This is a genomic window from Micromonospora sp. C28ISP2-4 (genome assembly GCF_030519385.1).
Taxonomy (GTDB): domain Bacteria; phylum Actinomycetota; class Actinomycetes; order Mycobacteriales; family Micromonosporaceae; genus Micromonospora; species Micromonospora tulbaghiae.
The window spans coordinates 283,402-309,720 of record NZ_JAUMKG010000003.1 but is presented as its reverse complement, the minus strand read 5'-3'; the positions used below and the strand labels follow the sequence as shown (position 1 = coordinate 309,720).

At 74.2% G+C, this 26,319-nt stretch carries 19 protein-coding genes; 8 read left to right on the top strand and 11 right to left on the bottom strand.

Annotated features, from left to right (window positions below):
- The first annotated feature begins 68 nt into the window (after positions 1–68).
- The 4 genes from Q3W68_RS14715 to Q3W68_RS14700 all read left to right on the top strand — a co-directional run bounded on the left by Q3W68_RS14715 (position 69) and on the right by Q3W68_RS14700 (position 4,243).
- Positions 69–1,673, top strand: coding sequence for a hypothetical protein (locus Q3W68_RS14715; RefSeq protein WP_302905956.1), 1,605 nt, complete (start codon positions 69–71; stop codon positions 1,671–1,673).
- A gap of 16 nt (positions 1,674–1,689) precedes the next feature.
- The gene (yaaA, locus tag Q3W68_RS14710) at positions 1,690–2,493 is read left to right on the top strand and encodes a peroxide stress protein YaaA (protein WP_302906193.1); all 804 of its coding nucleotides are present in this window, start codon (positions 1,690–1,692) and stop codon (positions 2,491–2,493) included.
- 109 nt (positions 2,494–2,602) lie between these two features.
- On the top strand, positions 2,603–3,247 hold the full coding sequence (locus Q3W68_RS14705) for a hypothetical protein (RefSeq protein WP_302905955.1): 645 nt from the start codon (positions 2,603–2,605) through the stop codon (positions 3,245–3,247).
- A 54-nt stretch (positions 3,248–3,301) separates the two neighbouring features.
- Positions 3,302–4,243 (top strand): TAXI family TRAP transporter solute-binding subunit, encoded by a 942-nt coding sequence (locus tag Q3W68_RS14700; RefSeq protein WP_302905954.1) that lies wholly within the window; start codon positions 3,302–3,304, stop codon positions 4,241–4,243.
- 6 nt (positions 4,244–4,249) lie between these two features.
- On the opposite strand, the gene Q3W68_RS14695 is transcribed toward Q3W68_RS14700, so the two are convergent.
- Complete coding sequence (locus Q3W68_RS14695; RefSeq protein WP_302905953.1) at positions 4,250–5,638, bottom strand: HAMP domain-containing sensor histidine kinase; 1,389 nt, start codon at positions 5,636–5,638, stop codon at positions 4,250–4,252.
- Between the two features lie 10 nt (positions 5,639–5,648).
- Complete coding sequence (locus Q3W68_RS14690; RefSeq protein WP_302905952.1) at positions 5,649–6,305, bottom strand: response regulator transcription factor; 657 nt, start codon at positions 6,303–6,305, stop codon at positions 5,649–5,651.
- 241 nt (positions 6,306–6,546) lie between these two features.
- Here Q3W68_RS14690 and Q3W68_RS14685 point away from each other — a divergent pair, with 241 nt between their 5' ends.
- On the top strand, positions 6,547–7,089 hold the full coding sequence (locus Q3W68_RS14685; RefSeq protein ID WP_302905951.1) for an acyltransferase: 543 nt from the start codon (positions 6,547–6,549) through the stop codon (positions 7,087–7,089).
- A gap of 54 nt (positions 7,090–7,143) precedes the next feature.
- Here the strand turns inward: Q3W68_RS14685 and Q3W68_RS14680 are convergent, their stop codons facing one another.
- From Q3W68_RS14680 to Q3W68_RS14665, 4 genes are all read right to left on the bottom strand, one after another.
- Positions 7,144–8,892 (bottom strand): CDP-glycerol glycerophosphotransferase family protein, encoded by a 1,749-nt coding sequence (locus tag Q3W68_RS14680; protein WP_302905950.1) that lies wholly within the window; start codon positions 8,890–8,892, stop codon positions 7,144–7,146.
- Between the two features lie 190 nt (positions 8,893–9,082).
- Positions 9,083–10,366 carry a nucleotide sugar dehydrogenase gene (locus Q3W68_RS14675; RefSeq protein WP_091423628.1) on the bottom strand — a complete coding sequence of 428 codons (1,284 nt, stop codon included), beginning with the start codon at positions 10,364–10,366 and terminating at the stop codon, positions 9,083–9,085.
- Between the two features lie 3 nt (positions 10,367–10,369).
- Positions 10,370–11,938 (bottom strand): glycosyltransferase, encoded by a 1,569-nt coding sequence (locus Q3W68_RS14670; protein WP_302905949.1) that lies wholly within the window; start codon positions 11,936–11,938, stop codon positions 10,370–10,372.
- Positions 11,935–13,503: a glycosyltransferase family 4 protein gene (locus tag Q3W68_RS14665; protein ID WP_302906192.1), complete on the bottom strand. Its 1,569-nt coding sequence runs from the start codon at positions 13,501–13,503 to the stop codon at positions 11,935–11,937. Before Q3W68_RS14665 ends, Q3W68_RS14670 begins: the two co-directional genes overlap by 4 nt.
- A 281-nt stretch (positions 13,504–13,784) precedes the next feature.
- Here Q3W68_RS14665 and Q3W68_RS14660 point away from each other — a divergent pair, with 281 nt between their 5' ends.
- Positions 13,785–14,975, top strand: coding sequence for a hypothetical protein (locus tag Q3W68_RS14660; RefSeq protein ID WP_302905948.1), 1,191 nt, complete (start codon positions 13,785–13,787; stop codon positions 14,973–14,975).
- A 4-nt stretch (positions 14,976–14,979) separates the two neighbouring features.
- Here the strand turns inward: Q3W68_RS14660 and Q3W68_RS14655 are convergent, their stop codons facing one another.
- Positions 14,980–16,875 carry a hypothetical protein gene (locus tag Q3W68_RS14655; RefSeq protein ID WP_302905947.1) on the bottom strand — a complete coding sequence of 632 codons (1,896 nt, stop codon included), beginning with the start codon at positions 16,873–16,875 and terminating at the stop codon, positions 14,980–14,982.
- A gap of 277 nt (positions 16,876–17,152) precedes the next feature.
- On the opposite strand from Q3W68_RS14655, the gene Q3W68_RS14650 reads away from it, so the two are divergent.
- Together Q3W68_RS14650 and Q3W68_RS14645 are read left to right on the top strand one after the other, a co-directional pair.
- Positions 17,153–18,595: a glycosyltransferase gene (locus tag Q3W68_RS14650; protein ID WP_302905946.1), complete on the top strand. Its 1,443-nt coding sequence runs from the start codon at positions 17,153–17,155 to the stop codon at positions 18,593–18,595.
- The gene (locus Q3W68_RS14645) at positions 18,592–20,742 is read left to right on the top strand and encodes a glycosyltransferase family 1 protein (RefSeq protein WP_302905945.1); all 2,151 of its coding nucleotides are present in this window, start codon (positions 18,592–18,594) and stop codon (positions 20,740–20,742) included. The genes Q3W68_RS14650 and Q3W68_RS14645 overlap by 4 nt, the downstream gene beginning before the upstream one ends.
- A 66-nt stretch (positions 20,743–20,808) precedes the next feature.
- Here the strand turns inward: Q3W68_RS14645 and Q3W68_RS14640 are convergent, their stop codons facing one another.
- Genes Q3W68_RS14640 through Q3W68_RS14625 form a run of 4 tightly spaced genes read right to left on the bottom strand, consistent with a single transcriptional unit; the run spans position 20,809 to position 26,295 of the window.
- On the bottom strand, positions 20,809–22,428 hold the full coding sequence (locus Q3W68_RS14640) for a glycosyltransferase family 4 protein (protein WP_302906191.1): 1,620 nt from the start codon (positions 22,426–22,428) through the stop codon (positions 20,809–20,811).
- 50 nt (positions 22,429–22,478) lie between these two features.
- On the bottom strand, positions 22,479–24,161 hold the full coding sequence (locus tag Q3W68_RS14635) for a glycosyl transferase family 1 (RefSeq protein WP_302905944.1): 1,683 nt from the start codon (positions 24,159–24,161) through the stop codon (positions 22,479–22,481).
- Positions 24,158–25,189, bottom strand: a complete 1,032-nt coding sequence (locus Q3W68_RS14630; protein WP_091423607.1) for a Gfo/Idh/MocA family protein — start codon at positions 25,187–25,189, stop codon at positions 24,158–24,160. The genes Q3W68_RS14635 and Q3W68_RS14630 overlap by 4 nt, the downstream gene beginning before the upstream one ends.
- Positions 25,186–26,295, bottom strand: a complete 1,110-nt coding sequence (locus Q3W68_RS14625; protein ID WP_302905943.1) for a DegT/DnrJ/EryC1/StrS aminotransferase family protein — start codon at positions 26,293–26,295, stop codon at positions 25,186–25,188. Before Q3W68_RS14625 ends, Q3W68_RS14630 begins: the two co-directional genes overlap by 4 nt.
- Between the last annotated feature and the right edge of the window lie 24 nt (positions 26,296–26,319).

The following is a 26,319-nucleotide window of genomic DNA, read 5'->3' as shown; positions in this document are numbered from 1 at the left end:
CCGATCCGCCCCGGCGCCGGACGCCGCCGTGACAGACTGCGGTCGGGACGACGACGGGGGCGTTTGTCGTGTCGACGACGAAGCGGGACCGGGTACGACCGCGTCCGGACGTTCCGGCGCTGGTGGCGCTGCTGCTCGGCGTCGCGGGGGTCGGCTACCGGCTGGTGCTGACGCTGCTCACGGTGCCCGCGTCGAACAGCGACGAGGCCACGTTCGGCCTGGCCGCGCTGCACATCGCCGAGCGCGGTGAGCGGCCGGTCTTCCTCTACGGCCAGCGCTACATGGGCGTGCTGGAGTCGTACCTGGCCGCGCCGCTCGTCGGCTGGGCCGGGCCGAGCTGGCCGCTGCTGCGGCTGCCGCTGCTCGCGCTGTTCGCCGCCTTCCTGTGGCTGGCGTACCGGCTGACCCGCCGCCTGTTCTCCCCCTGGCTGGCAGTGGTCGTGGTGGGGCTGCTGGCGCTCGGCTCGGAGCGGGTGGTCCGCGACCAGCTCACCGTGGTCGGCGGCCGTCCGGAGGTCAAGCCGGCGGTGCTGGCGATGCTGCTCATCGCGGTCGCACTCGGTGACCGGCGGGTCCGGCACCACTGGCTGGCCACCGGCGCGTTCGGGCTGCTCGCCGGGCTGGCGCTCTGGTCGGACTGGCTGATCGCGCCGTACCTGCTGGTGGCCGCCGTGGTGCTCGCCGTCGCGGTGCCCCGGGATCTGATCGGCTGGCCGGGCGTGCTGCTGGTGGCGGGCTTCCTGGCCGGGATCGCCCCGGTGGTCAAGGACAACCTCGTCGCGCCACCAGGGCAGGACTCGCTGTCGGTGTTCCGCAAGATCAGCACCAAGGAGGGGGTCGCGCCGTCGCTCGCCGAACGGCTGCGCGGCGGGCTGCTGGAGGGGGTGCCGCTGGCCTCCGGCATGTGCCCGATGGACGGCTGCGCCCGCTGGGCGCAGTGGTTCGGCGTGCTCTACCCGGTGCTGCTGGTGGCCGCCGCCGGGCTCGGGCTGCTCGCGTACCGCCGGGCCGCCGACCACGCCGCGCGGGTGCGGGCCGTGGCGATCCTCGCGCTGGTCGCGGGCGCGGCGTTGACGCTTCTGGCGTACGTGCGCAGCCCGCTCGCCGCGACCGACCCGCTCGGCAACGCCCGCTACCTGTCGGTGCTCCAGGTCTCGCTGCCGGCCGTGCTGTGGCCGCTCTGGCTGGCCGCCGCGCACGCGCTGCGGGGCACCGCCGGGCGGGCGGCCCGGCTCGGCGGCGCCACGGCGGCGGCGGTGCTGGCCGGGCTGACCGCCGCCACCCTGGCCGGCACCGTGGCGTTCCTGGCCGGCGTGCCCGGTGTACGGGACGAGGAGCGAACCGCCCGCCGCCTGGCCGACGCGGTGCGGGCGGCGGGTCTGCACGAGGTGTACGGGGACTACTGGACCTGCAACCGGCTGATCTTCAACACCGGCGAGGCGGTGTCCTGCGGTGTGCTCGACGGGGCGCTGACGCCGGGGCAGAACCGTTATCCGGCGTACTGGCAGCGGGTGGCGCGCGCGGAACGGCCCGGGTACGTGGTGGCCGTCGGCTCCCCGGCCGAGCGCACGCTGCGGCGGCTGCTGGGCGACCGGGCCGACGCGGCGGTGGTGGCCGAGGTGGGCGGCAGTCGCGTGTACCACCCCGAGCGTGCCGTCCGGCCGTGGCGCTGACCCCGGCCCGTACGCTGTGCCGGTGCTCATCCTGCTGCCCCCGTCCGAGGGGAAGGCCGAGGCCGGCACCGGCCGCCGGCTGGACCTGTCCCGGCTGTCCCTGATCGAGCTGAACCCGGCCCGGGAGGCGGTCCTGACCGCGCTCGTCGACCTGTGCGCCGGGCCGGACGAGACGGCGGCGCGGGCCGCGCTGGGCCTGACCGAGGGGCAGCGCGGCGAACTGCGGCGCAACGCGCGGCTGCGGGAGGCGGCGACCGCGCCCGCCGGGCGGCTCTACACCGGTGTGCTCTACGAGGCGCTGGGCCTGGACACGCTGCCGCCCGAGGCGCAGCGGGCGGCCCGCCGCCAGGTGCTGATCAGCTCCGGCCTGTGGGGCGCGGTACGCCTCGCCGACCGGATCCCGCCGTACCGCTGCCCGATCGGGGCGCGGCTGCCGGGGCTCGGGGCGCTGTCGGCGTACTGGCGGGCGGCGCTCGGCCCGGTGCTGGAGCCCGCCGCCGGACGCGGCCCGGTGCTGGACCTGCGCTCTGGCGCGTACGCGGCCACCTGGACGCCGCGCGGCGCGCTCGCCGAACGCACGGTGACGGTGCGGGTGCTGCACGAACGGATCGTGGACGGCACGCCGGCCCGGTCGGTGGTGAGCCACTTCAACAAGGCGACGAAGGGCCGGCTGGTGCGGGATCTGCTGCTCGCCGACGCCCGGCCGCGCACCGCCGACGCGCTGGTGGGGGCGCTGCGGGAGCTGAAGTACACGGTCGAGGAGGCGCCCCGGGCGGCCGGGCGGCCCCGGCAGGTCGACCTGGTGGTCACCGAGCTCTGAGACGCGGGCTTCCCGCAAATTTTGCTCAAGGCTCGGGCGCAGCGGTTCCCGGCCCGGCGCTCGGCAGCGACGGTAGAGGTACCCCGACTCTGACCGAGGAGCCGCGCCGATGCTCACCACGCTGCTCGACCGCCCGCGCCCGTCGCCGCCGCTGGACTGGCTGACCCTGACCGACGCCTTCGAGATCGCCTGCATGGTGCGCTGCACGCCGCCGCCGGCCGCCGACGTACGCCGCCTCGACTCCGGACCGCACCGGGGCGGGATCGCCGAGTTCAACCGCGAGGACGCGGCACAGCGGATGCGGCAGCTGCTGGGACGCCTCGACGTGCCGGTGCAGCACGAGCTGACCACCGGTGGCCTGCGCCGCCGCTACGAGCTGCACCGGCTGTCCGTGCCGCCGCAGCACCGGGCGGCGTACGCGAACCTGCTGGCCGCGGGCTGGCGGCAGGGCCGCCGGGAGCTGCTCGGCGGGCCGTTCCCGGGCGCCTCGGCGCCACGGCGGCTGTGGCGGCCCCGGCTGGCGGCGGCGGCCTGGCGGGCGGCGCTGCTGGCCGGCGGCCGGCACGTCCGCCGGCACTGCCTCGGCATCCGGCTCGCCGACCGGGACCTGGCGGCGGTGCTGGTACGCGGAGCGGCGCTGCTGGACGTGCCGGCGGCGCTGCGGCCGGGCTCGGGCTGTTTCCTCGTCGTGGTGCCGAACGGCGAGTACCGGGAGCGGATCACCGAGAGCGCGGAGCTGGCCCCGGCGAGCTGACCGGCGCGGGCGCGGGCTTGCGCGGCGACGGGTGCACGGCGCAGAGTGCAGCCCGTGAGCCGACACTGGCCTGTGCGCGCCGCCGCCCCGCTCGTGCTGGTGCTCCTGCTCGTCGCCGGGACGGCCGGCTGCCGGGACGAGCCGTCCGAGCCGACCCGCATCCGTATCGCCACCGGCAGCCCGACCGCCGTCTACCACGCCTTCGGCCAGTCGCTCGCCGCGCTGCTCAACCGCGAGGTGCCCGGCGTACGGGCCGAGGTGGTGGTCACCGCCGCCTCGGCGCAGAACGTCCGGCTGGTCGGCGCCGGGGAGGCGGAACTGGGGTTCACCCAGGCCGACGTGCTGCCGCCTCGCGAACCCGAGCATCCGTCGGTGCTCGCCGTGGCCCGGGTCTACGACGACCTGCTGCACCTGGTCACCCGCGCGGGCGGTCCGATCCGCACGCTCGACGACCTGCGCGGCCGGCGGGTGTCGGTGGGCGCCGACGGCTCCGGCACCGAGATCACCGCCACCCGCCTGCTGGCCGTGGCCCAGCTCGGCGGCGACCGGGTACGCCAGGAGCACCTGGGACTGGACGACTCGGTGGCGGCCCTGCGGGAGGGGCGGATCGACGCGTTCTTCTTCTCCGGCGGGCTGCCCGTACGCGGCGTCGCCGAGCTGGCCCAGCGGACCTCGCTGCGGATCGTGGACCTGGGCGACTGGACCGAGCCGCTGCGCCGGGCGTACGGGCAGGTCTACGTGACCCGGGACGTGCCGCGGTCGGTGTACCGGGCCGACCCGGTGAGCACTGTGGCGAACCCGAACTACCTGATCGTCCGCGCCGACCTGCCCGCCGCGCTGGTGCGGGAGGTGACCCGGCTGCTGATGGACCGCCGGGAGGAACTGGCCGCCGCGCACCCGGCGGCGGGACGGATGAGTCCCCGGTCGGCGATCGTCACCACCCCGCTGCCGCTGCATCCGGGCGCCGCGCAGTGGTACCGCGCCGCGAAGCCCTGACGCGGGTCAGCACCGGACCGGGACGTCGGCGGGCGCCGGGAACCACAGCTCGGCGACCAGACCCCGGGGCTCGCCCTGGCGCATGGTGAGCCGGCCGTCGGAGGCGTCCACGAGCACCGCCGCGATGGTCAGGCCGAGGCCGACGCCGTCCACGTTCTGCGCGTCCGGCGCCCGCCAGAACCGCTCCGTGGCCTGGTCGAGCTGACTCGCAGTCATGCCCGGGCCGGTGTCGCCGACGGTCAGCACCGTCCCGCCGTCGTCGGCGCGTACGGTCACAGTCACCTCTCCCTGCGCGCCGCTGAACTTCACCGCGTTGTCGATCAGGGCGTCGAGCGCCTGGTCGATGGCGGTCGGCACGGTCCGGGCGTACACCGGCGCGTCGCCGGCGTCGAGGCGGAGCGTGACCCCGCGGTGCCGGGCCAGCGGCAGCCAGGCCGCCACCCGGGACGCCGCGGTGGCGGTGGCGTCCACAGTCACCCGCTGGTTCTCCTCCCGCTCGGCGCGGGCCAGGGTGAGCAGCGCGTCGAGTACCGTGGCGAGCCGGTCGGTCTCCTCCAGCGCCAGCCGGTGCTCGGCGCGCCCGTCCGGGTCGGTGAGGCTGGGGCCCAGTTCCTCCACCCGCAGCCGCAGCGCGGTGAGCGGGTTGCGGAGCTGGTGGCTGGCGTGCGCGACGAAGGCGCGCTGCCGGTCCATCACGTCGGAGACCGCGTCGGCCATGTCGTTGAAGCTGGTCGCCAGCCGGCGCAGCTCGGGCGGACCCAGCCCGGCGCGCACCCGCGCCGCGCGGCGGCCCTCGGCGATCTCGTGGGTCACCGCGTCCAGTTCGGTGACCGGGCGCAGCACCCAGCCGGCCAGCCCGAACGCGGTCGAGACGCAGGCCAGCACCGCCAGCAGGCCGATGCCCGCCAGCAGCAGCCACCACACGGTGACGGTGCGGCGAACCCCGTCCGCCGGGCTGGTCGTGACCACGGCGCCGAGCACCTCGCCGCCGTCGTTGATCGGCACCGCCGTCACCACCGGCCCGTCGCCCCAGGGCCAGACCGACTCCGGGCCGCTGAACTGCTGCCCGGACAGCGCGGTGTCGAGCGCCGCGCCGGTGCCCGCGCCCGGCTCCCAGCCGGACGAGGCCACCACGGTACGGCGGTCCCGGTCCACCACCGCCGCGCCGATGCCGTAGAGCGCGTCGTAGGCGGCCAGTTCCCCGTCCAGCGGGCCCGGACTGCCACCCCGCAACGCCGGCCCGGCCAGCGAGGCGAAGCGGGTGGCGTCGGCGAGACGGTCGGCGCGTACCCGGTCGGTCTCCCGGGTCGCGAGCGTGGCCGCAAGCGGGGTCTCCAGGGCGAGCAGGACCAGCACCATCAGCAGCAGGTAGCTGATCACCAGCCGACGGCGCACGGTCCCCTCCTCACGCGTCGCGGAGCCGGTAGCCGACCCCGCGCACGGTCTCCACGAGCGTCGGGTCGCCCAGCTTGCCGCGCAGCGAACCGACGTGCACCTCAACGGTGTGCCGGTCGGCCCAGGTGGTGCCCCACACGTCGAGCAGGATCCGTTCGCGCGGCACCGCCACCCCCGGCTGGCGGGCCAGGGACAGCAGGATGTCGAACTCCTTGCGGGTGAGCGCGACGTCGCGGCCGGCCACGTTCACCGTCCGGCCGCCCACGTCGATGCGGACCGCGCCGGCCTCGATCAGGTTGCGCTGCGGCGCGGTGTGCGCGGCCCGGCGCAGCACCGCCTCGATCCGCGCCTGCAACTCCCCCATCGAGAACGGCTTCACCACGTAGTCGTCGGCGCCCAGCCGCAGCCCCAGCACCCGGTCGCGTTCCTCGCCGCGCGCGGTCACCGCGATGATGCCGAGCCGGCTGCTGCGCCGGCGCAGCTCACGGCACAGGTCGGTGCCGTCGCCGTCGGGCAGCCCCAGGTCGAGCAGCACCAGGTCGCACGGGGCGGCGGAGAGCGCGGCGGCCACCGTCGCGGCGTGTTCCACCTGGTAGCCGCGCCGGGTCAGCGCGGACGACAACGCCGCGGCGACCCGGCGGTCGTCCTCGACCAGGAGGATCCGCACCCGTGCCTCCCTCCGTTCGACGTGTTGCCCTGCGAATGGTGGCAGACGCGCCGCCCGGACGCGAGGCCGCTCCGGCTTGCTGCCGTGACCGGGATTCTCTCCGACGACGAGTGGGCGCAGGCGCGGGCGGACGGCCGGCCCGCCGCCGACGCGGTGGCCGAACTGCTCGCGTGAGCGCTCGTTATGCTGCGTCGAGCCCGCCCGACGGCGCGACGCGCCCTGGCATGTGATGCGAGTTGAGATGACTGACAGCAACGACCGGTCCGCCTCCGTCTTCGTCCACCCGACGGCCGACGTCGAGGAGGGCGCCCAGGTCGGCGACGGCACCAAGGTCTGGCACCTGGCGCACATCCGGTCCAGCGCCCAGGTCGGCGCCGGCTGCGTGATCGGCCGCAACGTCTACGTCGACGCGGGCGTCACAGTGGGCGACCTGGTGAAGATCCAGAACAACGTCTCGGTCTACCAGGGCGTGACCATCGAGGACGAGGTGTTCGTGGGCCCGTGCGCGGTGTTCACCAACGACTTCCGCCCGCGCGCCCAGAATCCGGACTGGACGATCACCCCGACGCTCGTCCGCCGGGGCGCGTCGATCGGCGCGAACGCCACGCTCGTGTGCGGCATCGAGGTCGGCGAGTACGCGATGATCGCCGCCGGCTCGGTGGTGACCCGCGACGTCAAGCCGTACCAGCTGGTGGCCGGCAACCCGGCCCGCCCGAAGGGCTGGGTCGACGCCAAGGGCGAGGTCATCTCCCGCGACGTCGACAACCCGCCGCACCAGGGCTGACCGGACGGGAAGGGGCGACGACCGCGCCGGTCGTCGCCCCTTCCCGTGTACGCCTCAGCCGCAGAGCCGGCCGATCTCGTCCCGGAACCGGTCCATCGGGTTCGACCCGGCCGGGCCGAGCAGGTACTCCTTCAGCTCCCGCCGCGCCCCGGTCATCGGGTCGTCACCGGCCCGGGTCACGTCGAGGATCTTCGTCAGCTCACCGCAGTCCGCCGAGAGCAGGTACGCCGCCCGAGCGGTCGGGAACTGCCGCCGGAACTCGTCCTCGGGCAGGCCGGCCGGATTCGCCACCACGTACGGGCGCTCGCTCTGCACGAAGTCGGAGACCACGCTGGACACGTCGCTGACCAGCAGGTCGGTGACGTTGAAGCAGTCGAACAGCCCCGGGGTGCGACCGGCGACCACCAGGTGCGCGCCGCCGTCCAGTGAGGACGGGTCGGTCTCGCCGCCGGCGGCCTTGATCCGGGACACGATCCGCTCGTGCACGGCGCGGGCCCTGGGCGAGCGCGTCCCGGTCAGCGGGTGCGGCTTGTAGATCACCCGCACGTCCCCGGCGGCCAGCAGGCCGGACACGATCCGCTCCCCCATCAGCACGAGCGACGTGTGGTACGGGTCGTCGTCGAGCCAGCCCTCCCAGGTCGGCGCGTACAGAACGGTGAAACGGTGGTCGGCGGCGCCGGAGCCGAACGTGTGCACCCCGGCCAGCTGCGGGCGGCCGACCTCGACGATGTCGCGGTCCAGCACGCCGACGTCGGCCCGGGCGTACCGTTCCCGCCCGGCCGGCCCGGCCACCCAGACCTCGTCGTACACCTTGCTGTACGGGTTGACGCTCGCCTGCTTGTCGCTGTCGCCGTGGCCGACGAAGACGTGCTTCACGCCCGGCTCCCGCAGCAGGTGGATGTTGGCGCCGACGTTCGCCGCGTACAGCGCCACGCGCAGCGAGCTGAGGTCCAGGTTCATGAAGTCCACGCCGGCCGGCACGCAGATCACCGGCAGCCGGGTGTCGGCCAGCTGCTCGAACGCCTCCGCCGCGCGCAGCAGCACGACCGCCCGGCGGCCGGTCGCCTCCACCGGCGCGAGCCACATGTTGGCCTGGTAGACGTCCTTGGCCGGGCCGGCGAAGTAGAGCGCCACCTCGGGCCGCTCCCGGGCCATCCAGTCGTGCACGGCCGGCAGCACACCCGGGGCCTTGCCCCGGCCGCGCAGCGCGGTGAGCGCCAGCACCGCGGCGGTGACCAGGCCGGCGGCGAGCGTGACCAGGCCGGTGACCACCACCGGAGCGACCCGGTCGAGCGCGGCGGCCACCACTGCGGCCGGCACCAGCAGCACGTTCAGCAGCGGCATGCGCAGCCCGGCCAGCTGCCGCGCCCAGGCCGGCGGCACCGGAACCCGCCGCAGCGCGCCGAGGTCGATGTTGCGGGTGTACGCCGGGGGGTCGACCCGGCCGTCGATCACCTTGGTCACCGCGTTGGTGGCGACGGCCACCGTCCACAGCGCGGCGGGCAGCAGCAGGACGGCGACGGTGCCGGCCACCCCGGGGCGCACCGTGGCGACCACCAGCAGGGCCACCGACAGGTCCCGCACGAGCCGCCGGAAGGTCTCGCCGAGACCGGCCTTGTCGAGCAGTGTGGCGGTCCCGGTGTGCCGCCCGGCCAGGGCCACCTCACCGGCGACGGCGACCACAGCGGCCACCGCGTACGGGACCACCAGGCCGAGGACTCCGGCGAGGACCATGACCGCGTAGCCGAGGAGCGTCGCGCCGACCGCGGCGAGACCCTGCTGGCTGCGTACTCTGCTCAACAACTAACGCTCCCTGTCTGCCCCGCCGATGTCGGTCCGGGTCGATTTCCGACGGCTGCGACCCTAAACGGATCACATGACACAAGTATTGCCGGGGTGTCCGGCAGGTGAACTCCGCACGGCCCCATCCCGGGCGGCGGCACGCGACGGGCCCCGGCCGTTCGAGACGGCCGGGGCCCGTGGAGTCGGTGGGTCAGCCCCCGATGACCACCCGGCGCACGCCGGTCCAGCGTGCCGGGTCGGTGACGCGGCGGCCGTCGACGAGCACCGTCACGCCCGGCAGGTCGGCCGGGGCGAGGGTGCGGTACTCCGCGTGGTCGGCCTGGATGACCGCGGCACCGACCGGCTCGCCGTCGTAGCCGGGCAGGCCGTGCGCGACCAGCTCCTCGTTCGTGTACATCGGGTCCGAGACGTACGGCACCGCGCCCCGGCGGCGCAGCGCCTCCACCGTCGGGAAGACGCCGGAGAACGCGGTCTCCTTCACGCCACCCCGGTAGGCGGCGCCCAGCACCAGCACACCCACCCCGGTCAGGTCGCCGTACGCGGCGGCGAGCAGGTCGACCGCGTACTCCGGCATGGCCGCGTTGGCCTCACGGGCCGAGCGGACCACAGTGGCGGCCGGGTCGTTCCACAGGTACATCCGCGGGTAGATCGGGATGCAGTGGCCGCCGACCGCGATGCCCGGCGAGTGGATGTGGCTGTAGGGCTGCGTGTTGCACGCCTCGATGACCTTGGTGACGTCCACGCCGACGGTGTCGGCGAAGCGGGCGAACTGGTTCGCCAGGCCGATGTTCACGTCCCGGTAGGTCGTCTCGGCGAGCTTGGCCAGCTCGGACGCCTCGGCGGAACCGAGGTCCCACACGCCGTTGGGGCGGTCCAGGTCGGGCCGCTCGTCGAAGTCGAGCACCGCCTCGTAGAACCGCACGCCGTGCGCGGCCGACGCCTCGTCGATGCCGCCGACCAGCTTCGGGTAGCGGCGCAGGTCGGCGAAGACCCGGCCGGTGAGCACCCGCTCGGGGCTGAACACCAGGTGGAAGTCGGTGCCGGCGGTCAGGCCGGAACCCTCGGCGAGCATCGACGCCCACCGGTTGCGGGTGGTGCCGACCGGCAGGGTGGTCTCGTAGCTGACCAGCGTGCCCGGCTTCAGCCCGCGGGCGATGGCCCGGGTGGCGTCGTCCATCCAGCCGAAGTCCGGTACGCCCTCGGCGTCCACGAACAGCGGCACCACCACGACGACCGCCTCCGACTCGGCGACCGCGGCGGCGGTGTCGGTGGTGGCCGACAGCAGGCCGGCGGCCACCGTCTCCTTGAGCTTGACGTCCAGGTCGGCCTCGCCCGGGAAGGGCACGGCACCGTCGTTGACCAGCTGGACGACCCGCTCGGAGACGTCGGCGCCGATCACCCGGTGCCCCTTGGACGCGAACTGCACGGCCAGCGGCAGACCGATCTTGCCGAGCGCGACGACGCAGATGTTCATGAACTACTTTCCTCCAGAGGGCCAGATTCGGCGCAGGCGGGCAAGGAACCGACCGGGGGTCACCGGCGTGATCGCGACGATCACCTGGCCCTTGTGGTTCGTGGTGGGTGTGACGAGGTGCCAGCGGACACCGCGCCGGGCCACCAGCCGGGGTGCGGCGACGGGGCGGTCGGTGCGCAACGGCGCCGAGCCCGTCCCGCCCAGGGCGGAGACCTCGGCGCGTACGATACGACGCTCGGCCGTCCCCGCGACGACCGCCAGCAGCCGGTCCACCGCGAAGTCCGTTCGTACGACGGTACCGGGGCCGGCGGACTCGACCGACGTCACACCCGTCAGATCGCCCACGCTGACCCGCAGCGCCTCCGCGCTCAGCTCGGCCAGCTCGGCCCAGCGGCTGCGCGCGGTGACCACCAGGGCCCGCGCCCCGGCGGCGTCGCGTCCCCAGGCCAGCCCGGTCGCGGTCAGCTTGGCCAGTATCGCGGCGGCCCGCGCGGTGACGTCGTACCAGTCGTCCGGGTAGCCGAACGCCGGGTCGCGGAAGCCGACGTGGTCTGCGTACCAGCGGTCGCCGTCGACGACGACCTCCGGCAGAGACCGGTCGGACTGCTGGCCGATGAGCGTGCGCAGCGCGTCGAGGTCGCCGTCACGCGCCACCGCCACCCGCAGCCGCTCCTCGGACGCCATCCGGGCGGTCACCCCGTCGGTCAGGTACGCCTCGGCGAGCTTGCGGATCCGGTCGTGGACGTGCCGCTGCACGTCCGGGGCGAGGGCGAGGAACTCCGCGCGGAGCAGCTTCGCCACCTCCCAGGTGAAGTGGCGTACCAGCACCGCGTCCCGCCGCGGGCCGGGCTCGATCAGGCCGGCGACGAAACCGACCAGCTCCTCGGCGCAGCGCAACCGCTCCTCGAAGCGGCTGGCGTAGGTGATGTTCTGGGCGTTGTCCCGCTTGACCGCGTAGTAGTACTCGTAGTCGCCGAGGACCGACACCTTCTTCGCCCGGAAGCACGCCTCCAGCGTGAACGGCTGGTCGCTGCCCATCGGCATGTCCGTGCGGAACCGCAGGCCGTACCGCTCGATCAGGTCCCGGCGGAACAGCTTGGTGTTCGACAACGACCAGGGCAGGTCGCTGCCGAACAGGTCGAGCCGCTCCTGGGTGGTGGCGTAGACGGCCTGGTGCACGTAGCGCTTGTTGGTGCCGACCATCCGGCCCAGCACCACGTCGGAGTCCCACCGGTCGGCGGCGCCGACGAGGCGCTCCAGCGCCTCCGGACCGAGGTGGTCGTCCGAGCCGACGAAGAAGACGTACCGGCCGCGGGCGTGGTCGAGCGCCAGGTTGCTCGGCGCCGCCGGGCCGCCGGAGTTGGCCTGGTGCAGCACCCGGACCGTGTCCGGGTACCGCTGCGCGTAGCGGTCCAGTTCCGCGCCGCTGCCGTCGGTGGAGCCGTCGTCGACGGCGACGACCTCCAGCCGGTCCAGGCCGATGGTCTGCCCGACGAGCGAGTCGAGGCAGGCGGTCAGGTACGGCATGGTGTTGTAGACAGCGACCACCACTGTCACGTCCGGCCCGCTCACGCGCCCACCTCCACCTGTGCCGGCTCCACCGGGGTGTGCGCCGGCGGCACCGGCCGGGGCGGCGCGTCCGGCAGCAGCCGGGAGTAGACCTCGTCGAGCACCCGCGCCTGCGCCTCCCAGGTCCAGCCGGCCAGCAGGCCCGGCCGGTCGTACGCGGCGCGGTAACGCTGCGGGTCGGCCAGCACCGCGGTGACCGCGCGGACGAAGTCGGCCACGTCCTCGGCGCGGAACACCTCGCCCTGACCGGTCTCCCGGACGGTCTCGGCCATGGTGCGCACGTCGGAGACGACAAGCGGCAGGCGGGCGTGTGAATACTCGAAGAACTTGGTGATCAGCGCGATCTCGTGGTTCGGCCAGTGCTGGATCGGGATGACGCCGACCTGCGCGCCGCTGAGGTACCGGACCACCTGGTGGTGCGGCACGTACGGCAGCACGTGCAGCCGGTCCGCCACGCCCAGCTCGCCGGCCCGGGTGACCAGGCCCCGGACGTACGCCGAGTCGGGCTTGTTGACCACGAACGCGACGTGCGCGCCGGGCAGCCGGGGCAGCGCCTCGACCATCACAGCGAGACCGCGCTTGGCGGCGGCCACCCCGCTGTAGACCAGCAGCGGCTCGTCCGGCCCGAGCCCGCAGCGGGCGCGGATGTCCGGCGCAGGCTCGGCCGGATCCGCGGGCAACTCGTCCACCGCCGGGGCGTTGAGCACGACCGCGGGCCGTTCGGCCAGCCCGTGCTCGGCGCGCAGCAGGTCGGCCAGGCCGCCGGAGACGGTCATGGCGGCGTCGGCGTACGGCACGTACTCCCGCTCGTGCGCCACGTTGCCGGGCAGCCAGCGGGCGTTGTCGCGCCACGGCTGCACGCCGGGCAGGTACTCGTGGGCGTCCCAGACCAGCGCGATCCGCCGCCCCTTCGCGGCGGCCCGGACCTTCGCGCGGGCGCCGACGCCGAGCATCCGGAAGTCGTTGGCGTGGATCAGGTCCGGCGCCAGCTCGTCGACCACCGGGCCGTAGGCCAGCTCGTAGTCCCACAGGCCCGGTTCCAGGCGCCGCCACGCGCCGTCGCCGCGCAGCCTGCGCCAGAACAGCGTGTACGCGCGGTCCCAGGGGCCGTCCAGCTTGCGGCCCTTGCGGGCCCGGGTGAGCTGACGGTTGCGGAAGCCGACCCACTTGCGGGTCAGGCCGGACAGCTTCTCCTCGGCGCGCAGCGCGGCCCAGGGCAGCCCGCCCGGCCGGCCCGCGCCGGACTCGCGGGCCGCGACGGTCAGCGCCGCGCGGCGTACCGCCAGGTCCGCGCGCCAGGCCTTCACCGCCTGGGTACGGTGCGCCGCGATGCCGCTGGGCGGGTAGGCGAGCGGGTGCCGCAGCCAGGCCCGGCGGAACTCGTGCCGGCGGCGGGCCAGCGGCTCGGGCATCGGGACGAGGCGTACCTCGGCGGCGCCGAGGCGCCAGCTCTGCGGGCGGCCGACCGGCGCCCGTCCGAGCAGCACGACGTCCCAGCCGGCGTCGGCGGCGGAGCGGGCCGCCTTCTGCACCCGGGAGTCCCCGATGACCCCGTTGTCCACCAGCATCACGACCCGTCCCCGGGTGCCCGCCGCTGCGGTCGTGCCGTCAGATCCCATTCCTGCCCGTTTCGTCGTCGCCAGCACCGCGCCCGCGGACCCGAGCGAGTCTACGACAGCGGATCGGGCCCGAACGCCCGCCGCCGCCGGTGCCCCACGACCTGGTGTGACTGTTGCTACCCTCCATCCTGTTCAACGACCGGCGCCCGCTCCGGGTCGTTCGCCGGGTCGCCGGCCGCGCCACGCGGGCCCTCCGGACAATCGCAGCTCAGCGCGAACGGGACCGCACAATGGACGTGGTGACCACCGAGGAACCCAGCCGGCCCGCACCAGCACCGCAGACCGGGCCGGCCACAGCCGACCGCGCCCGGCCCGGCCGCGTCCGGCGGCTGCGCGACGCCGCCCGGGACGCGGCGCCCGCGCTGGCGTTGTACGCGGTGATCCGGCTGATCGGCGTGGCCGTCGTCTACCTGTGGGCCCGCAGCGTCGACGTGTCGCCCGTCGCGCAGCTCACCCGGGCCGACGGCAACTGGTACCTCGGGATCGTCCAGCACGGCTACGACGGGTACGAGAAGACCCAGAGCAACATGGCGTTCTTCCCGCTCTACCCGGGCCTGACCGCGGCCCTGGAGCGGCTGTCCCCGTTCAGCCCGCGCCAGTCGGCGCTGGTCGTGGCGTGGCTGGCCGCGCTGGCCGCCGCCTGGGGCCTGTACGCCATCGGCAGGCACCTGCACGACAGGCGTACCGGCATCCTGCTCGCCGCGCTCTGGGGCGTCGTGCCGCACGCCGTGGTCGAGTCGATGGGTTACAGCGAGAGCCTGTTCACCGCGCTGGCCGCCTGGACCCTGTACGCGCTGCTGCGCCGGCACTGGGTCACCGCCGGGGTGGTGTGCCTGTTCGCCGGCCTGACCCGGCCCACCGCCTCGTCGCTGATCCCGGTGGTGGGGCTGGCCGCGCTGCTGGCGGTCGTCAAGCGGCGCGACGGCTGGCGGCCCTGGGCGGCGCTGCTGCTCGCCCCGGCCGGCTGGCTGGGCTACCTCGCCTGGGTGGGCACCCGGACCGGCCGGCCGGACGGCTGGTTCCACATCCAGTCCGCCGGGTGGGGCACCACGTTCGACTTCGGCGTCTACACGGTCGAGCGGGGCCAGCAGGCGCTGGCGCAGGTGGCCGCGTTGCCGCTGCTGGTGGTCACGGTGGTGGCGCTGCTGTCGATCATGTTCTTCGCGTTGAGCGCGATCGACCGGCAGCCGTGGCAGCTGCTGCTCTACAGCGGCCTGATGCTCGTCACCACGCTCGGCGCCGCCGGTTACTACCACTCCAAGGCGCGGTTCCTGCTGCCGGCGTTCCCGCTGCTGCTGCCGGCCGCCGTGGGGCTGGCCCGGGCCGGATGGGCCCGGGCCGGCACGGTGCTGGTCACGCTCGTCGCGTTCTCCGCCTACTTCGGCGGCTACCTGCTCCTGATCTGGACGAAGTCGCCGTGACCGGTCAGCGGGTGAACGGCCGGACGTCCCACACCCAGACATCCTCGACCCGCTCCCCCGGGCCGTACAGCGCGTCCAGCACGGTCTTCAGGTCGTCGTGGCGCCGGGCGCCACGGTCGGGCAGCACCACCGCGTCGGCCTTCCAGTAGCGGACGTCGGCGCGCGCCTGGTCGACGTCGGCCTGGCCGACGGTGGTGTCCCGCTCGCCGAGCGAGACGGCGGTGAGCAGCTTCGCGGTGGGCTGCGGCTCGACGCCCCAGCGGCCGGTGTTGTCGGTGGCGGACACCGGCGCGAGGAAGTAGCCCTCGGGGACGGCGAAGCCGGCCACCGCTGCGGAGCTCCAGTACAGCGACGTCATGCCGTTCACCGGCACGGGCACCAGCGTGCGGCCGGGCGCCACATGGTCACGCCAGGTGCCGGCGGTGACGAAGTCCGGCACCGGGGTGCGGCCCTTCGCGTCCAGCGGCATCGGCAGGATCGGCAGCAGCGCGGCGGCCACCGCGACGGCCCCGACGCGGGCGGCCAGCCGGCCGGCCGGTTCGGTGCGGCGGGCGGCGAGCCGGTCACCGGCGACCGCCAGCAGCACACCGAGCGCCACAGTGGTGATCAGCGCGAACCGGGACACCACCACGGAGTCGAACACGGGCAGGTCCTGCACCAGCGCGAACGGCGCGGGGACGTCGGTGCGACGGGTGCCGACGGTCCAGGTGGTGCCGATGGAGAACAGCGCCGACACCAGGCCGACGGCCCCGAGCACCCGGACCGTGGTCTCCCGGCGCAGCCACCAGAGCACCCCGGCCGCGAGCACCACCAGGGACCAGCCGTAGAAGCTGGCCTGTTCGGTGGTGTTCGGCGCCCAGCCGATCGCGCTGGTCGGGCCACCGGCGACCGACTTGGTGGCGAACTGGACGAACGAGCCGAGCTTCAGGGCGTAGATGTCCGGGGTGCCGGGGTGGCCGACCCGGTGCTGCGGGCCGGCGAACTGCATCCACAGCGGGTACGCGGCCGCTGCCGACACGAGTACGGCGGTGATCGCCAGACCGGACAGCAGTGGGCGCAGCCGGCGTACCGCGTCGCGGGGCCGGAAGACGAGGTAGGCCAGGACCAGCATCAGGCAGCCGAGCGCGGTCAGGAAGAGGATCTCCAGGCTGATGAAGAACTGGGCCACCACCAGCCCGCCCAGGATCAGGCCGTCGCGGATCACCCGCTCGCCGCGGGACAGCGCGATCACCCGCCAGACGATGAACGGCACCAGCCACTGCGCGGTGATGTGCGGGTGGCCGTTGCTGTGCGAGATCAGCGCGGGCGCGAAGGCGCAGAACAGTCCGCCGACGAACGCGGCCGCCCGGGAGGCGACCACGTGCCGGGACAACACGTGGTACCAGGCGTACCCGGTGCCGGCCAGGTTCAGCGTGATGAACAGCAGGTAGGAGAAGGACGCGCCGAAGAGCAGCGTGACCGGGGTGAGCACCAGGCCGGGCAGCTGCATCCCGACGTTCGTCATCAGGTTCACGCCGGCCGGGGCGTTCTGCAGCGTGGTGAAGAACGGGTTCTCCAGGTTGGTGACCGCGTGCGCCGCGTACGCCAGCATCCACTCGTTGAAGCCCTGGTCGTTCGGGCGGCTGCCGAGCAGCCGGCCGTCGTAGTCGCGCCAGCCGCGCGCGGTGACCCAGAACGCCCCGGCGAGGTAGATCAGCGCCACCAGCGCGTCGGCCCGCCGCCACCGGCCGCCGCGCCGCTTCTCGGCCACGGTGTCCGGCTCCGGCTTCTCCGGCTGCTCCGGGGCCGTGGTCGTCGTCGGGGTGGACGACCCCGGATCGGACGAGTCGTCGGCCGCGGACCCGTCGCCGCCGGTGGCGGCGGGCTCACGGTCGCGGGTGTCGGGCGCAGGCGCGGTCATGGCGTAGGAGTCTACGAAAGCGGAGGTCGCAGTCGAGGACCGGCCGAGACGGCGTGTTCGACCGGCCGGGTCCGGTGACGCGGCCGCGGTGATCCGGGGCACGGCGCACCCGCCGGCCGCCGGGCGGCGGCAGGTCCGGCGCGCGGAACGGCGTTATTGTAGTGTCCGCACGCGCTCCGGCGGTCGTTACGCGGCCACCGGCACAGCAGGTACCGCGTCCGGCCGAGCCGTCCAGGCCGCGACACGGCATCTCCCCACCTCCCCAGGATCGGAATCGATGAACAACGGGCGAACTCTCTGGGACTCGTTGAAACTTCCCCGGCCGCGACGGTCCGGGTCCCGGCCGCACATGGTCTACCTCGCGATCGGCTTCCCACCGGCGGCCAAGAGCTGCGCCTACCGCATGCGGGAGACCGCCAACCAGTTCGCCGCCGCGGGCTGGGACGTGACCGCGGTCACCATCGCCGACGAGGCCTGGGAACGGGAGTACGGACTCGACCACACCCTCTCCCAGGGGGTGGACCCCAGCGTGCGCGTGGTGAAGCTGCCGCTGTTCCGGGACGACCTCGAGACCGACATCCGCACGTTCACCGAGCAGCGCGCCCTGGCGCACAAGGACTACCTGGCCGACCTGCGCAAGCAGAACCTCAAGGTCTTCCCCGAGCCGGTCTTCGGCGGCTGGCGTCCCGCGCTGGAGAAGGCCCTGCTCCGCATCCACCGGGAGCGGCACGTCGATCTGCTGGTGACCACCTGCGCGCCGTACGTCAACCTGTCCGCGACCTGGAAGCTGTGGGAGACGCACCGGGTGCCGTACGTGGTGGACTTCCGCGACGGCTGGTCGGTCGACGTGATCAACAACGGCGAGGCGTTCACCCGGGAGTCGGTCTCCGGGCAGTGGGAGATCAAGCTGCTCACCAACGCCATCGCCATCTGGAACGTCAACGAGCCGATCTCCCGCTGGTACCGCGAGCGCTATCCGGAGCTGGCGCACAAGATGCGGATCGTGCGCAACGGCTACGACGCGGCGAGCATCCCGGCCCAGGTCCGCCCCGCCCCGCCGGACCGGCCGCTGACCTTCGGCTACCTCGGCGCGCTGAACCTCCCCGTACCGCTGCTGAGCGCCGTGCTGGAGGGCTGGCGCACGGCACGCGCCGAGGACCCGGAGCTGGCCGACGCCCGCTTCGAGGTGCGGGGCCACATCGGCGCCGCCTGGGCGCGCGGCGACAACGCGCACGCGGAGCTGCTCAAGGCCGCCGCCGTCGACGGCGTGCTGGTCGGCGGCTCGGTGCCCAAGGCCGAGGTGGTCGACCTCTACTCCCGCTGGGACGCGGTGGTGCTGATGGTGACCGGCGGCCGGTACATGACCTCCGGCAAGGTGTACGAGTACATGGCAACCGGCCTGCCGGTGGTCTCCGCCCACGAGGCCGACCACGACGCCTCCACCGTGCTGTCCACCTATCCGCTCTGGACGGGTGCGGTCGGGCTGGACCCGGCCGAGCTGGCCGGCGCCTTCCGGCGGGCCGCCGCGATGGCCCGTACCGCCGACGCGCCCGAGCGGGAGAAGGCTCGTGCCGAGGCGCGGCAGTACGCCCGCGAGGAGCAGCTCATCCCCGCCGTCCGGGAGGTGACCGAGCTGGTGCTGGGCGCCGGCGGTCCGGCCGGCACCCCACAGCCCTCCCCCGCCGGCGCTCGCGTCCTGGCCCGAGAAGGTAGGTCATGATCGAGGTCCTGATGGTTATGGGCACCGTCCCCGGGCGGGTGGCGGTCCTGACCGACGCGCTCCAGCAGTTCCGCGACCGGGGCGTCACCGTACGGGTGGCCACCACCTTCGACCCGGTGGAGAAGATCCCGGCGGCGACCGAGCTGGCCGAGGTGCACCTGCTGCCCACCGCCACCGAGCTGGGCCCTCGCTTCGGCCGGGCGGTCAAGCGGGCGGCCCCGGCCCGGCGCCCGTGGCTGCGCGCCCAGCGCGACCCGTGGGTACGCCGGCACGCCAAGCGGGCCGACGTCCTCGTCGCGCTCGACGCGCAGGCCCTGCACACCGTCTGGCAGCTCGCGCAGCGCTACCGGCGGGCCGACGCCGTCTACGGCATCGCCCCGGCGCTGCGGGCGGTGGAGAAGCGGTCCGCCGACCCGGCGCGCTACCGCCGTCCCCGCCTGAACACGGTCGGCCCGGCCCCGAGCGTGCTGGCGAGCGCCACCCGCAACCAGACGGTCGACCTGGCGAAGCGGGTGTTCGAGATGAGCACCGGCAAGCGGGCCATGAAGCTCGGTCCGGTGCGCTGGTTCTGGCAGGGCGCCGTCACTGCGCCCGGCCTGCCGGAGCGGCACCGGGGCAAGATCGCCCGGCGGGTCACCGGCAACATGCTCAAGACCGGGCACGGCGACAGCGCGAAGCGGCTGGCGCTGGCGGCGCAGGGCCGGCTGAAGAGCCCGGCGACCAGGGGGCAGCTCCTCGGCCCGATCGTGGACGGGGAGCTGAGCCAGGGCAGGGTGCCCGAGCACCTGATGACAGTGGTGCGGGGTCAGCTCAAGCTGGCCGACGGTTACCTCAAGAAGCGCAACCCGGGTAAGGCCGCGCCGCACGTGCTGCGCGCGTTCAACCTGATGTTCCACCGGATCGTGCAGTTCGACGGCACCACCTCGCCGCTGGCCGAGGACCCGGAGAAGTTCCTCGCGCCGCTGCACAACAGCGAGGCCGGCCGGGCCATGGCGACGCCGCGCGGGCGGCAGAGCCCGGCGGCGTTCCCGCCCGCCGGCCGGCCGCACCGGATGCTCTTCTTCACCGGGCTGAACGACAACTTCCTCGGGCCGATCCTGGAGCGCTACGAGGCGATGCCCGGGGTGGAGGTTCGCCGACTGAACCTGATGGATGAGTCGATCCTCCCGGTGCTCAGCAACGGCCGCACGAACGTGACGCTCCACATGCTCGCCGGGGCCTCCAAGCGGGCCGGGGAGGTCCAGGAGGCGTGGGGCCCCCACCTGGAGTGGGCGGACACGGTCTTCGCGGACTGGTGCAACCTCGGCGCCGCGATGCTGACGATGATCGACCCGGGCACCACCCGGGTGATCGTCCGCCTGCACAGCTTCGAGGCGTTCAGCTGGTGGCCGCACCTGACCGACTGGTCGCGTGTGGACGACGTGGTCTTCGTCTCCGAGCACCTGCGCGACCTGGCGCTGGCCGCGGTGCCGCGGCTGCGCGCGCCGCAGGGCCCCCGGACCCACATGATCAGCAACGCGATGGACCTGCACCGGTACGTGGCGCCGAAGGTCTCCGCCGACAGCCGGTTCACGCTCGGGCTGGTCGGGTTGAGTTCGCTGGCGAAGGACCCGCGCTGGGCGCTGGCGGTGCTGCGGGAGCTGCGCCGGCACGACGAGCGGTACCGCCTCAAGCTGGTCGGCGACGACCTCAACCCGGAGCTCAGCCCGGCCATCGCGGCCTACGTCCGGGAACTCGACGCCGAACTGGCCGAGCTGGAGCCGTCCGGCGCGGTGGTGCGGACCGGCCGCACCGAGGACGTGCCCGGTGCGCTCACCGACGTCGGGGTCATCCTCAGCACCTCGCTGCGGGAGAGCTTCCACTGTGCGCTCGTCGAGGGCGCGGCGAGCGGCGCGGTGCCGGTCGTGCGCGACTGGCCGTTCTTCGCCGGCCGCCCGCACAGCGCCCGGAGCCTTTTCCCGAGCGACTGGGTGGTGGGTACGCCGCAGGAGGCCGCCGAGCGGATCCTGGCCCTCACCGCCACCGAGGAGGTCTGGCGTGAGGCGGGCCGCGCCGCGGCGTCGCACGTGCTGAGCACCTGGGACTGGTCGGTGACGCAGAAGGACTTCGACCGGCTGCTGCTGGAGCCGCCGGCCACGTCCGCCTGACCGCCGTACACGTGATCGGCCGGCTCCCCTCCGCGGGGAGCCGGCCGAACCGTTCCGTGCCGGGGGTCAGCGGGAGGTGGCCGCGTACTCCCGCTCGTCGCCGGGACGCCGGGACGCCGGCGGACGCGCCCCGCCCGCCGCGGGCTTGCCGAGCAGCGAGGCGTACACCTCGTCGAGGATCCGGGCCTGGGCCTCCCAGGTCCAGCCCTCCAGCAGGCCGGGCTTGTCGTAGGCGGCCCGGTAGCGCTCCGGGTCGGCGAGCACCGCCCGGACGGCCCGGACGTAGTCGGCCAGATCCTCGGCGGTGAAAACCTCGCCCTGCCCGGTGGCCCGCGCGGTCTGCGCCATGGTCTTCACGTCGCTGACCACGATGGGCAGCCGGGCGTGCGAGTACTCCAGGAACTTCGTGATCAGCGCCAGCTCGTGGTTGGGCTTGTGGTGGATCGGGATGACCCCGGCGTCCGCGCCGGACAGGAACGGCACCACCTGCCAGTGCGCCACGTACGGCAGCAGGTGCACGCGGTCCGCGACGCCGAGTTCGGCGGCCCGCCCCAGCAGCGCCTCGGAGAACTGGTTGTCGCCGTTCGGGTTCATGGTCACGAACGCGACGTGCACGTCGGGCAGCTCCGGCAGCGCCTCCACCATGATCTGGCAGCCCCGGCTCGGGTTCACCGCGCCGGAGTAGACGAGCACCGGCGTGCTGTCGTCCACGCCGCAGCGCGCCCGCAGGTCCGGCACGTCGCCGTCGGCCTCGGCCGGTGGCGCCATCGGCGCGTTGAGCACCACGGCCGGCCGGTCGGGCAGGCCGTGGGTCTCCTGGAGCAGGTCGGCGAGCGTGTCGGAGACGGTCACCACGGCGTCCGGGTAGGCGGCGTACTCGGCCGTGTAGGCGATCTGGGCGGGCAGCCAGCGCGGGTTGTCGGCCCGGCCGGTGATGCCGCCGACGAACTCGTGCGCGTCCCAGACCAGCTTGGTCCGCCGGCCGGCGGCCCGGGCCCGCAGCGTCGCCCGCGCGCCGATGCCGAGCATCCGGAAGTCGTTGGCGTGGATGATGTCCGGCTTGAGTTCGTCGAGCGCCTTGCGGAAGGCCAGTTCGAAGTCCCACAGGCCCGGGTCCAGCCGGCGCCAGGCGCGGTCGCCCAGCAGCCCCTGCCAGAACCGCACCGGCAGGCGGCTGAACAGCGCGTCCGGGTCGACCTGCGCCTTGCGCAGTCGGCGGGTCTCGGCGCTGCGGAAGCGCACCCAGCGGGCGAGCGCGGTGGCGGCGGCGCGGGACGGCAGCTGGGCCGCCCGTCCCACGACGGCCGGAAGCCCGCCGCCCAGCGCCTGGGCGCGGACGCGGCGCTCGTACAGATCGGCCTGCCAGGCCTTGATCTCCTGGACCCGGTAGGCGGCCTTGGTGGTCGACGCGTACGCCAGTGGCCGGCGCAGCGACCGGCTGTACTCCCGGGGCAGCCGGTGCAGCGGCTTGGGCACCCGCAGCAGCCGCACCTCGGCGTCGCCGATGCGCCAGGTGTCGGCGTCGGAGCGGGCGTTGCGGATGCCGAGGAGGAAGACCTCCCAGCCGGCGTCGGCGGCCGAGCGCGCTGCCTTCTGCACCCGGGAGTCGCCGTGGACGCCGTTGTCGACCAGCATCACCACCCGGCCCCGGGTCGGTCGGGCATCGCTGTTAGCGCCAGCTTGCATCGGGTGCTTCTCCTCGTTGACGGTGCGGGCGTGGGTGGTGGGTGGGCTGGTCACCGGAGGAAGGCGTCGAAGACCTCGGCGGTGCGTCGCCCGTCGTGGTGGTCACGGACGTAACGGGTGCCCTCCGCGGCCAGGGCGACCGCGGCGGGCCGGTCGTCGAGCAGCGACTCGATGGCCTTGACGAGCGTGCCGGGGGTGGCGTTGGCGATCGGCGGCTGGACCCCGGCGGCCCGGTGCGGCCCCTCGCTGAGGTACGCCACCACGACCCGGCCGGCGGCCATCCCCTCGCAGGAGAACGTGCCGTAGCTGCCCATCACCAGCTGGTCGACCACGATGTCGCACTCCTGCACCTGGCGCCGCATCTCGTGGTGCGGCAGCCCCTCCACCAGGCGCAGTTCGATGATCCGTCGATCGTGCAGCTCCTGCAACCGGGGCAGGAGCCGGTCGGTGCCCTTGGTCCACCGCTTCGACGGCGCGTGCAGCACCACCGGCCTGGCGCGTTCGAGCACCGGGCGGTCGCAGGCCCAGGCGTCCACGTCGACGATCAGCGGCGCCCAGGTGGCGGACGGCACGTCGTCCAGCAGGTCGGGGGTGGTCACGAAGAACGGCAGGCCGCTCTCCTCGGCGGTGCGCCGGTTCCGCTCGGCCACCGTGGTGAGCTGCCCGATCAGGTCATCCGGGGCGTCCCGGAAGGCGGACTCGGCGTGCCGTTCCAGGTGCGCGCCCGGATGGCGGATCTCGCTGCCGTGCGCCAGCAGCGCGACCTTGATCCGGGCCCGGCGCAGCGCGGGCAGGTCCGCGGCGATGTCGTCGCCGTTGGCCCGGCCGAGCACCGGGCGGAACGCGTCCACGATCAGGTGGGTGTACCAGCCGAGCACCCGCTCGGCCCGGGCGATCTGCACGTCGAGCCGGTGTTCACCGGGGTAGTTCAGGTAACGGTCGGCCGGGTAGCGGTAGGTGGCCGGCGGCTTGGCCATCACCAGCTCCACGCCGACGTCGGCGCGGGCGGTGGTGATCGCGACCGCCAGGGCGGAGAGCTGCCCGGCGTAGTTCGCCGTGCCCAGCCCCAGCCGGATCGGCCCGGCGCCGAGCGGACGCCAGGGGCCGGGCGTGCCGGCCTCGACCGGCGCGACCGGCGGCTCCTGCTCCGGCGGCGCCTCGTCGCCGCCGCGCTGCCGGGCCCGTTCCACCGCGTTTGCGAACGACGGCAGCGAGCCGGGCGCGAAGAGGTCGCCGCCGCCGTGCCGGGCCAGGTGCTCGCGCACCACCCGGCTGTCGGCGGCGACCACCCGCAGTCCGGCGGCGAGGAAGGTGTCCAGCAGGTCCAGACCGGCGTCCGGGTCGAACCCGAACACCGCCACGTCCGCCGGGGCGAGGAACGCGGCCGTCACGGTACGCGGGCGCGGCACCAGGTGGACCCGCCGGCGCGCCTTGCCGGCGTGGCGGACCAGTTCCTGGGCCGGTGCCCGCTCCGCCTCGCCGCAGACCAGCGCCAGGTGGAACTCGGGGAGCCGGACGAGCGCGCGCAGCACGCCGTCCAGCGCCCGGTCCCCGGTGATCCCGCCGGCGTGCACCAGCAGCGGTGTACCGGCGGGGAGTTCACACAGTTCGCGTACCGAAGGGGTCTGCCAGGGCCGCGCGCCGGCGGCGGCCCGGCGGAGCGCGATGCGCCACCGCCGGGGAATCCGCCGCCGTACCGCGGAGACCGTCCGCCGCACCGGCGCCGGGCTCATCGCAGTGCCGGCTCCGCGTCGCTGCCGCTGGCCGCGACGGACACGACCTTGCCGTCGGCGGACGACTCCAGCAGGGCGGCCGCGACCTGGACGGTACGCAGACCCTGCCGCAGCGTGACGATGTCGCTCTGCTTGCCCTCGACCGCGTCCCGGAAGCGCTCGTGCTCGACCAGCAGCGGTTCCCGCTTCGGGATGGCGTAGCGGACCATGTCGCCCTCGGCCACGCCGCGGAACGCGCGCAGCGCCTCCCACTCGGTGTCGATGGCGGCGTTGGCGTAGAACGTCAGGTCGGCGGTGAGCGTGTCGGCCACGAAGCAGCCCTTGTCACCGGTGACCACAGTCGACCGCTCCTTGAGCGGGCTGAGCCAGTTCACCAGGTGGTTGACCATCGTGCCGTCGGCGAGCTGGCCGACCACGGCGACCATGTCCTCGTGCAGCCGGCCGCTGCGCGAGACCGTGCGGGCGGCGACCGAGCTGTACTGCTGGCCGGTCACCCAGGCGGTCAGGTCGATGTCGTGGGTGGCCAGGTCCATCACCACGCCGACATCGGCGATCCGGTGCGGGAACGGGCCCTGGCGCCGGGTCACGACCTGGAACACCTCGCCCAGCTCGCCTGCCTCCAGGCGGGTGCGCAGGCTCTGCAGCGCCGGGTTGTAGCGCTCGATGTGCCCGACGCCGGCGACCAGGCCGGCGTTCTCGAACGCCTCGACCAGACGGGTGGCGGCGTCGACGGACTGGGCCAGCGGCTTCTCGATGAGCGCGCAGACGCCGTTGGCGGCCAGTTCCATGCCGATCGGCTCGTGCAGCGCCGTCGGGCAGGCCACCACCGCGTAGTCGACGCCGAGGGCGAGCAGGTCGCTCAGCTCGGGTACGACTGGCGCGCGCAGCGTGCCGGTCACGTCGCCGGCCGGGTCGACCACGCCGACCAGCTCGACGCCGTCCAGGTTGGACAGCACGCGGGCGTGGTTGCGGCCCATCGCGCCGAGGCCGATCAGGCCGGCCCGCAGCTTCCGTCCGCCGTCGCTCATCGGGCACCGCCGGCCAGGTTCGCGCCCTCGGCGATCCGCTCCAGCTCGGCCTGGCTCAGCGACGGGTGCACCGGCAGCGAGACCACCTCGGCGGCGGCGCGCTCGGTCTCCGGCAGGTCCCACGGGCCCGGCTTGCCGTCGGCGGTGAGGTACGGCTTGAGCCGGTGGATCGGCGTCGGGTAGTAGACCGCGTTGCCGATGCCCAGCTCGGTGAGGCGGGCCTGGGCGGCGTCGCGGTCGCCCCGCACCCGCACGGTGTACTGGTGGTAGACGTGCTTGGCGCCGTCGGCGACCGGCGGGGTGACCATGCCGGTGATCGCCGAGTCGAGGAACTTGGCGTTGGCGCGGCGCTGCTCGGTCCACTCGGCGAGCTGGGTGAGCTGCACCCGGCCGATCGCGGCGGCCACGTCGGTCATGCGCATGTTGGCGCCGACGATCTCGTTGGCGTACCGCTGCTCCATGCCCTGGTTGCGCAGCAGCCGCAGGGTGCGGGCGAGGTCCACGTCGGCGGTGCTGATCATGCCGCCCTCGAGGGAGTGCATGTTCTTCGTGGGGTAGAAGCTGAAGCACCCGGCGGTGCCGAACGCGCCGACCGGGGTGCCGTTCAGCTCGGCGCCGTGCGCCTGCGCGGCGTCCTCGACCACGGCGAGGCCGTGCTGCTGCGCGATCTCCATGATCCGGTCCATCCCGGCCGGGTGGCCGTAGAGGTGGACCGGCATGATCGCGACGGTCTTCGGCGTGATCGCGGCGGCGACCGCCTCCGGGTCGACGCAGAAGCTGCCCGGCTCGATGTCCACGAAGACCGGCTCGGCGCCGACCAGCCGGACCGCGTTGCCGCTGGCGGCGAAGGAGAACGACGGGACGACGACCTCGTCGCCCGGGCCGAAGCCGAGCGCCATCAGCGTCAGCTGGAGCGCGGAGGTGCCGGAGTTGACGGCGACGCAGTGCCGGCCGCCGACCAGGTCACCGAACTCCTCCTCGAACGCGGCGACCTCGGGGCCCTGCACGACCCGGCCGCTCCGCAGCACCCGGACGGCCGCCTCGATCTCGGCCTCGCCGATGATCGGCCGTGCGGGGGGAATGAACTCTGGATGCGGCCCGGCCATGGGGCTTCCTCCTGTCGACGCGTG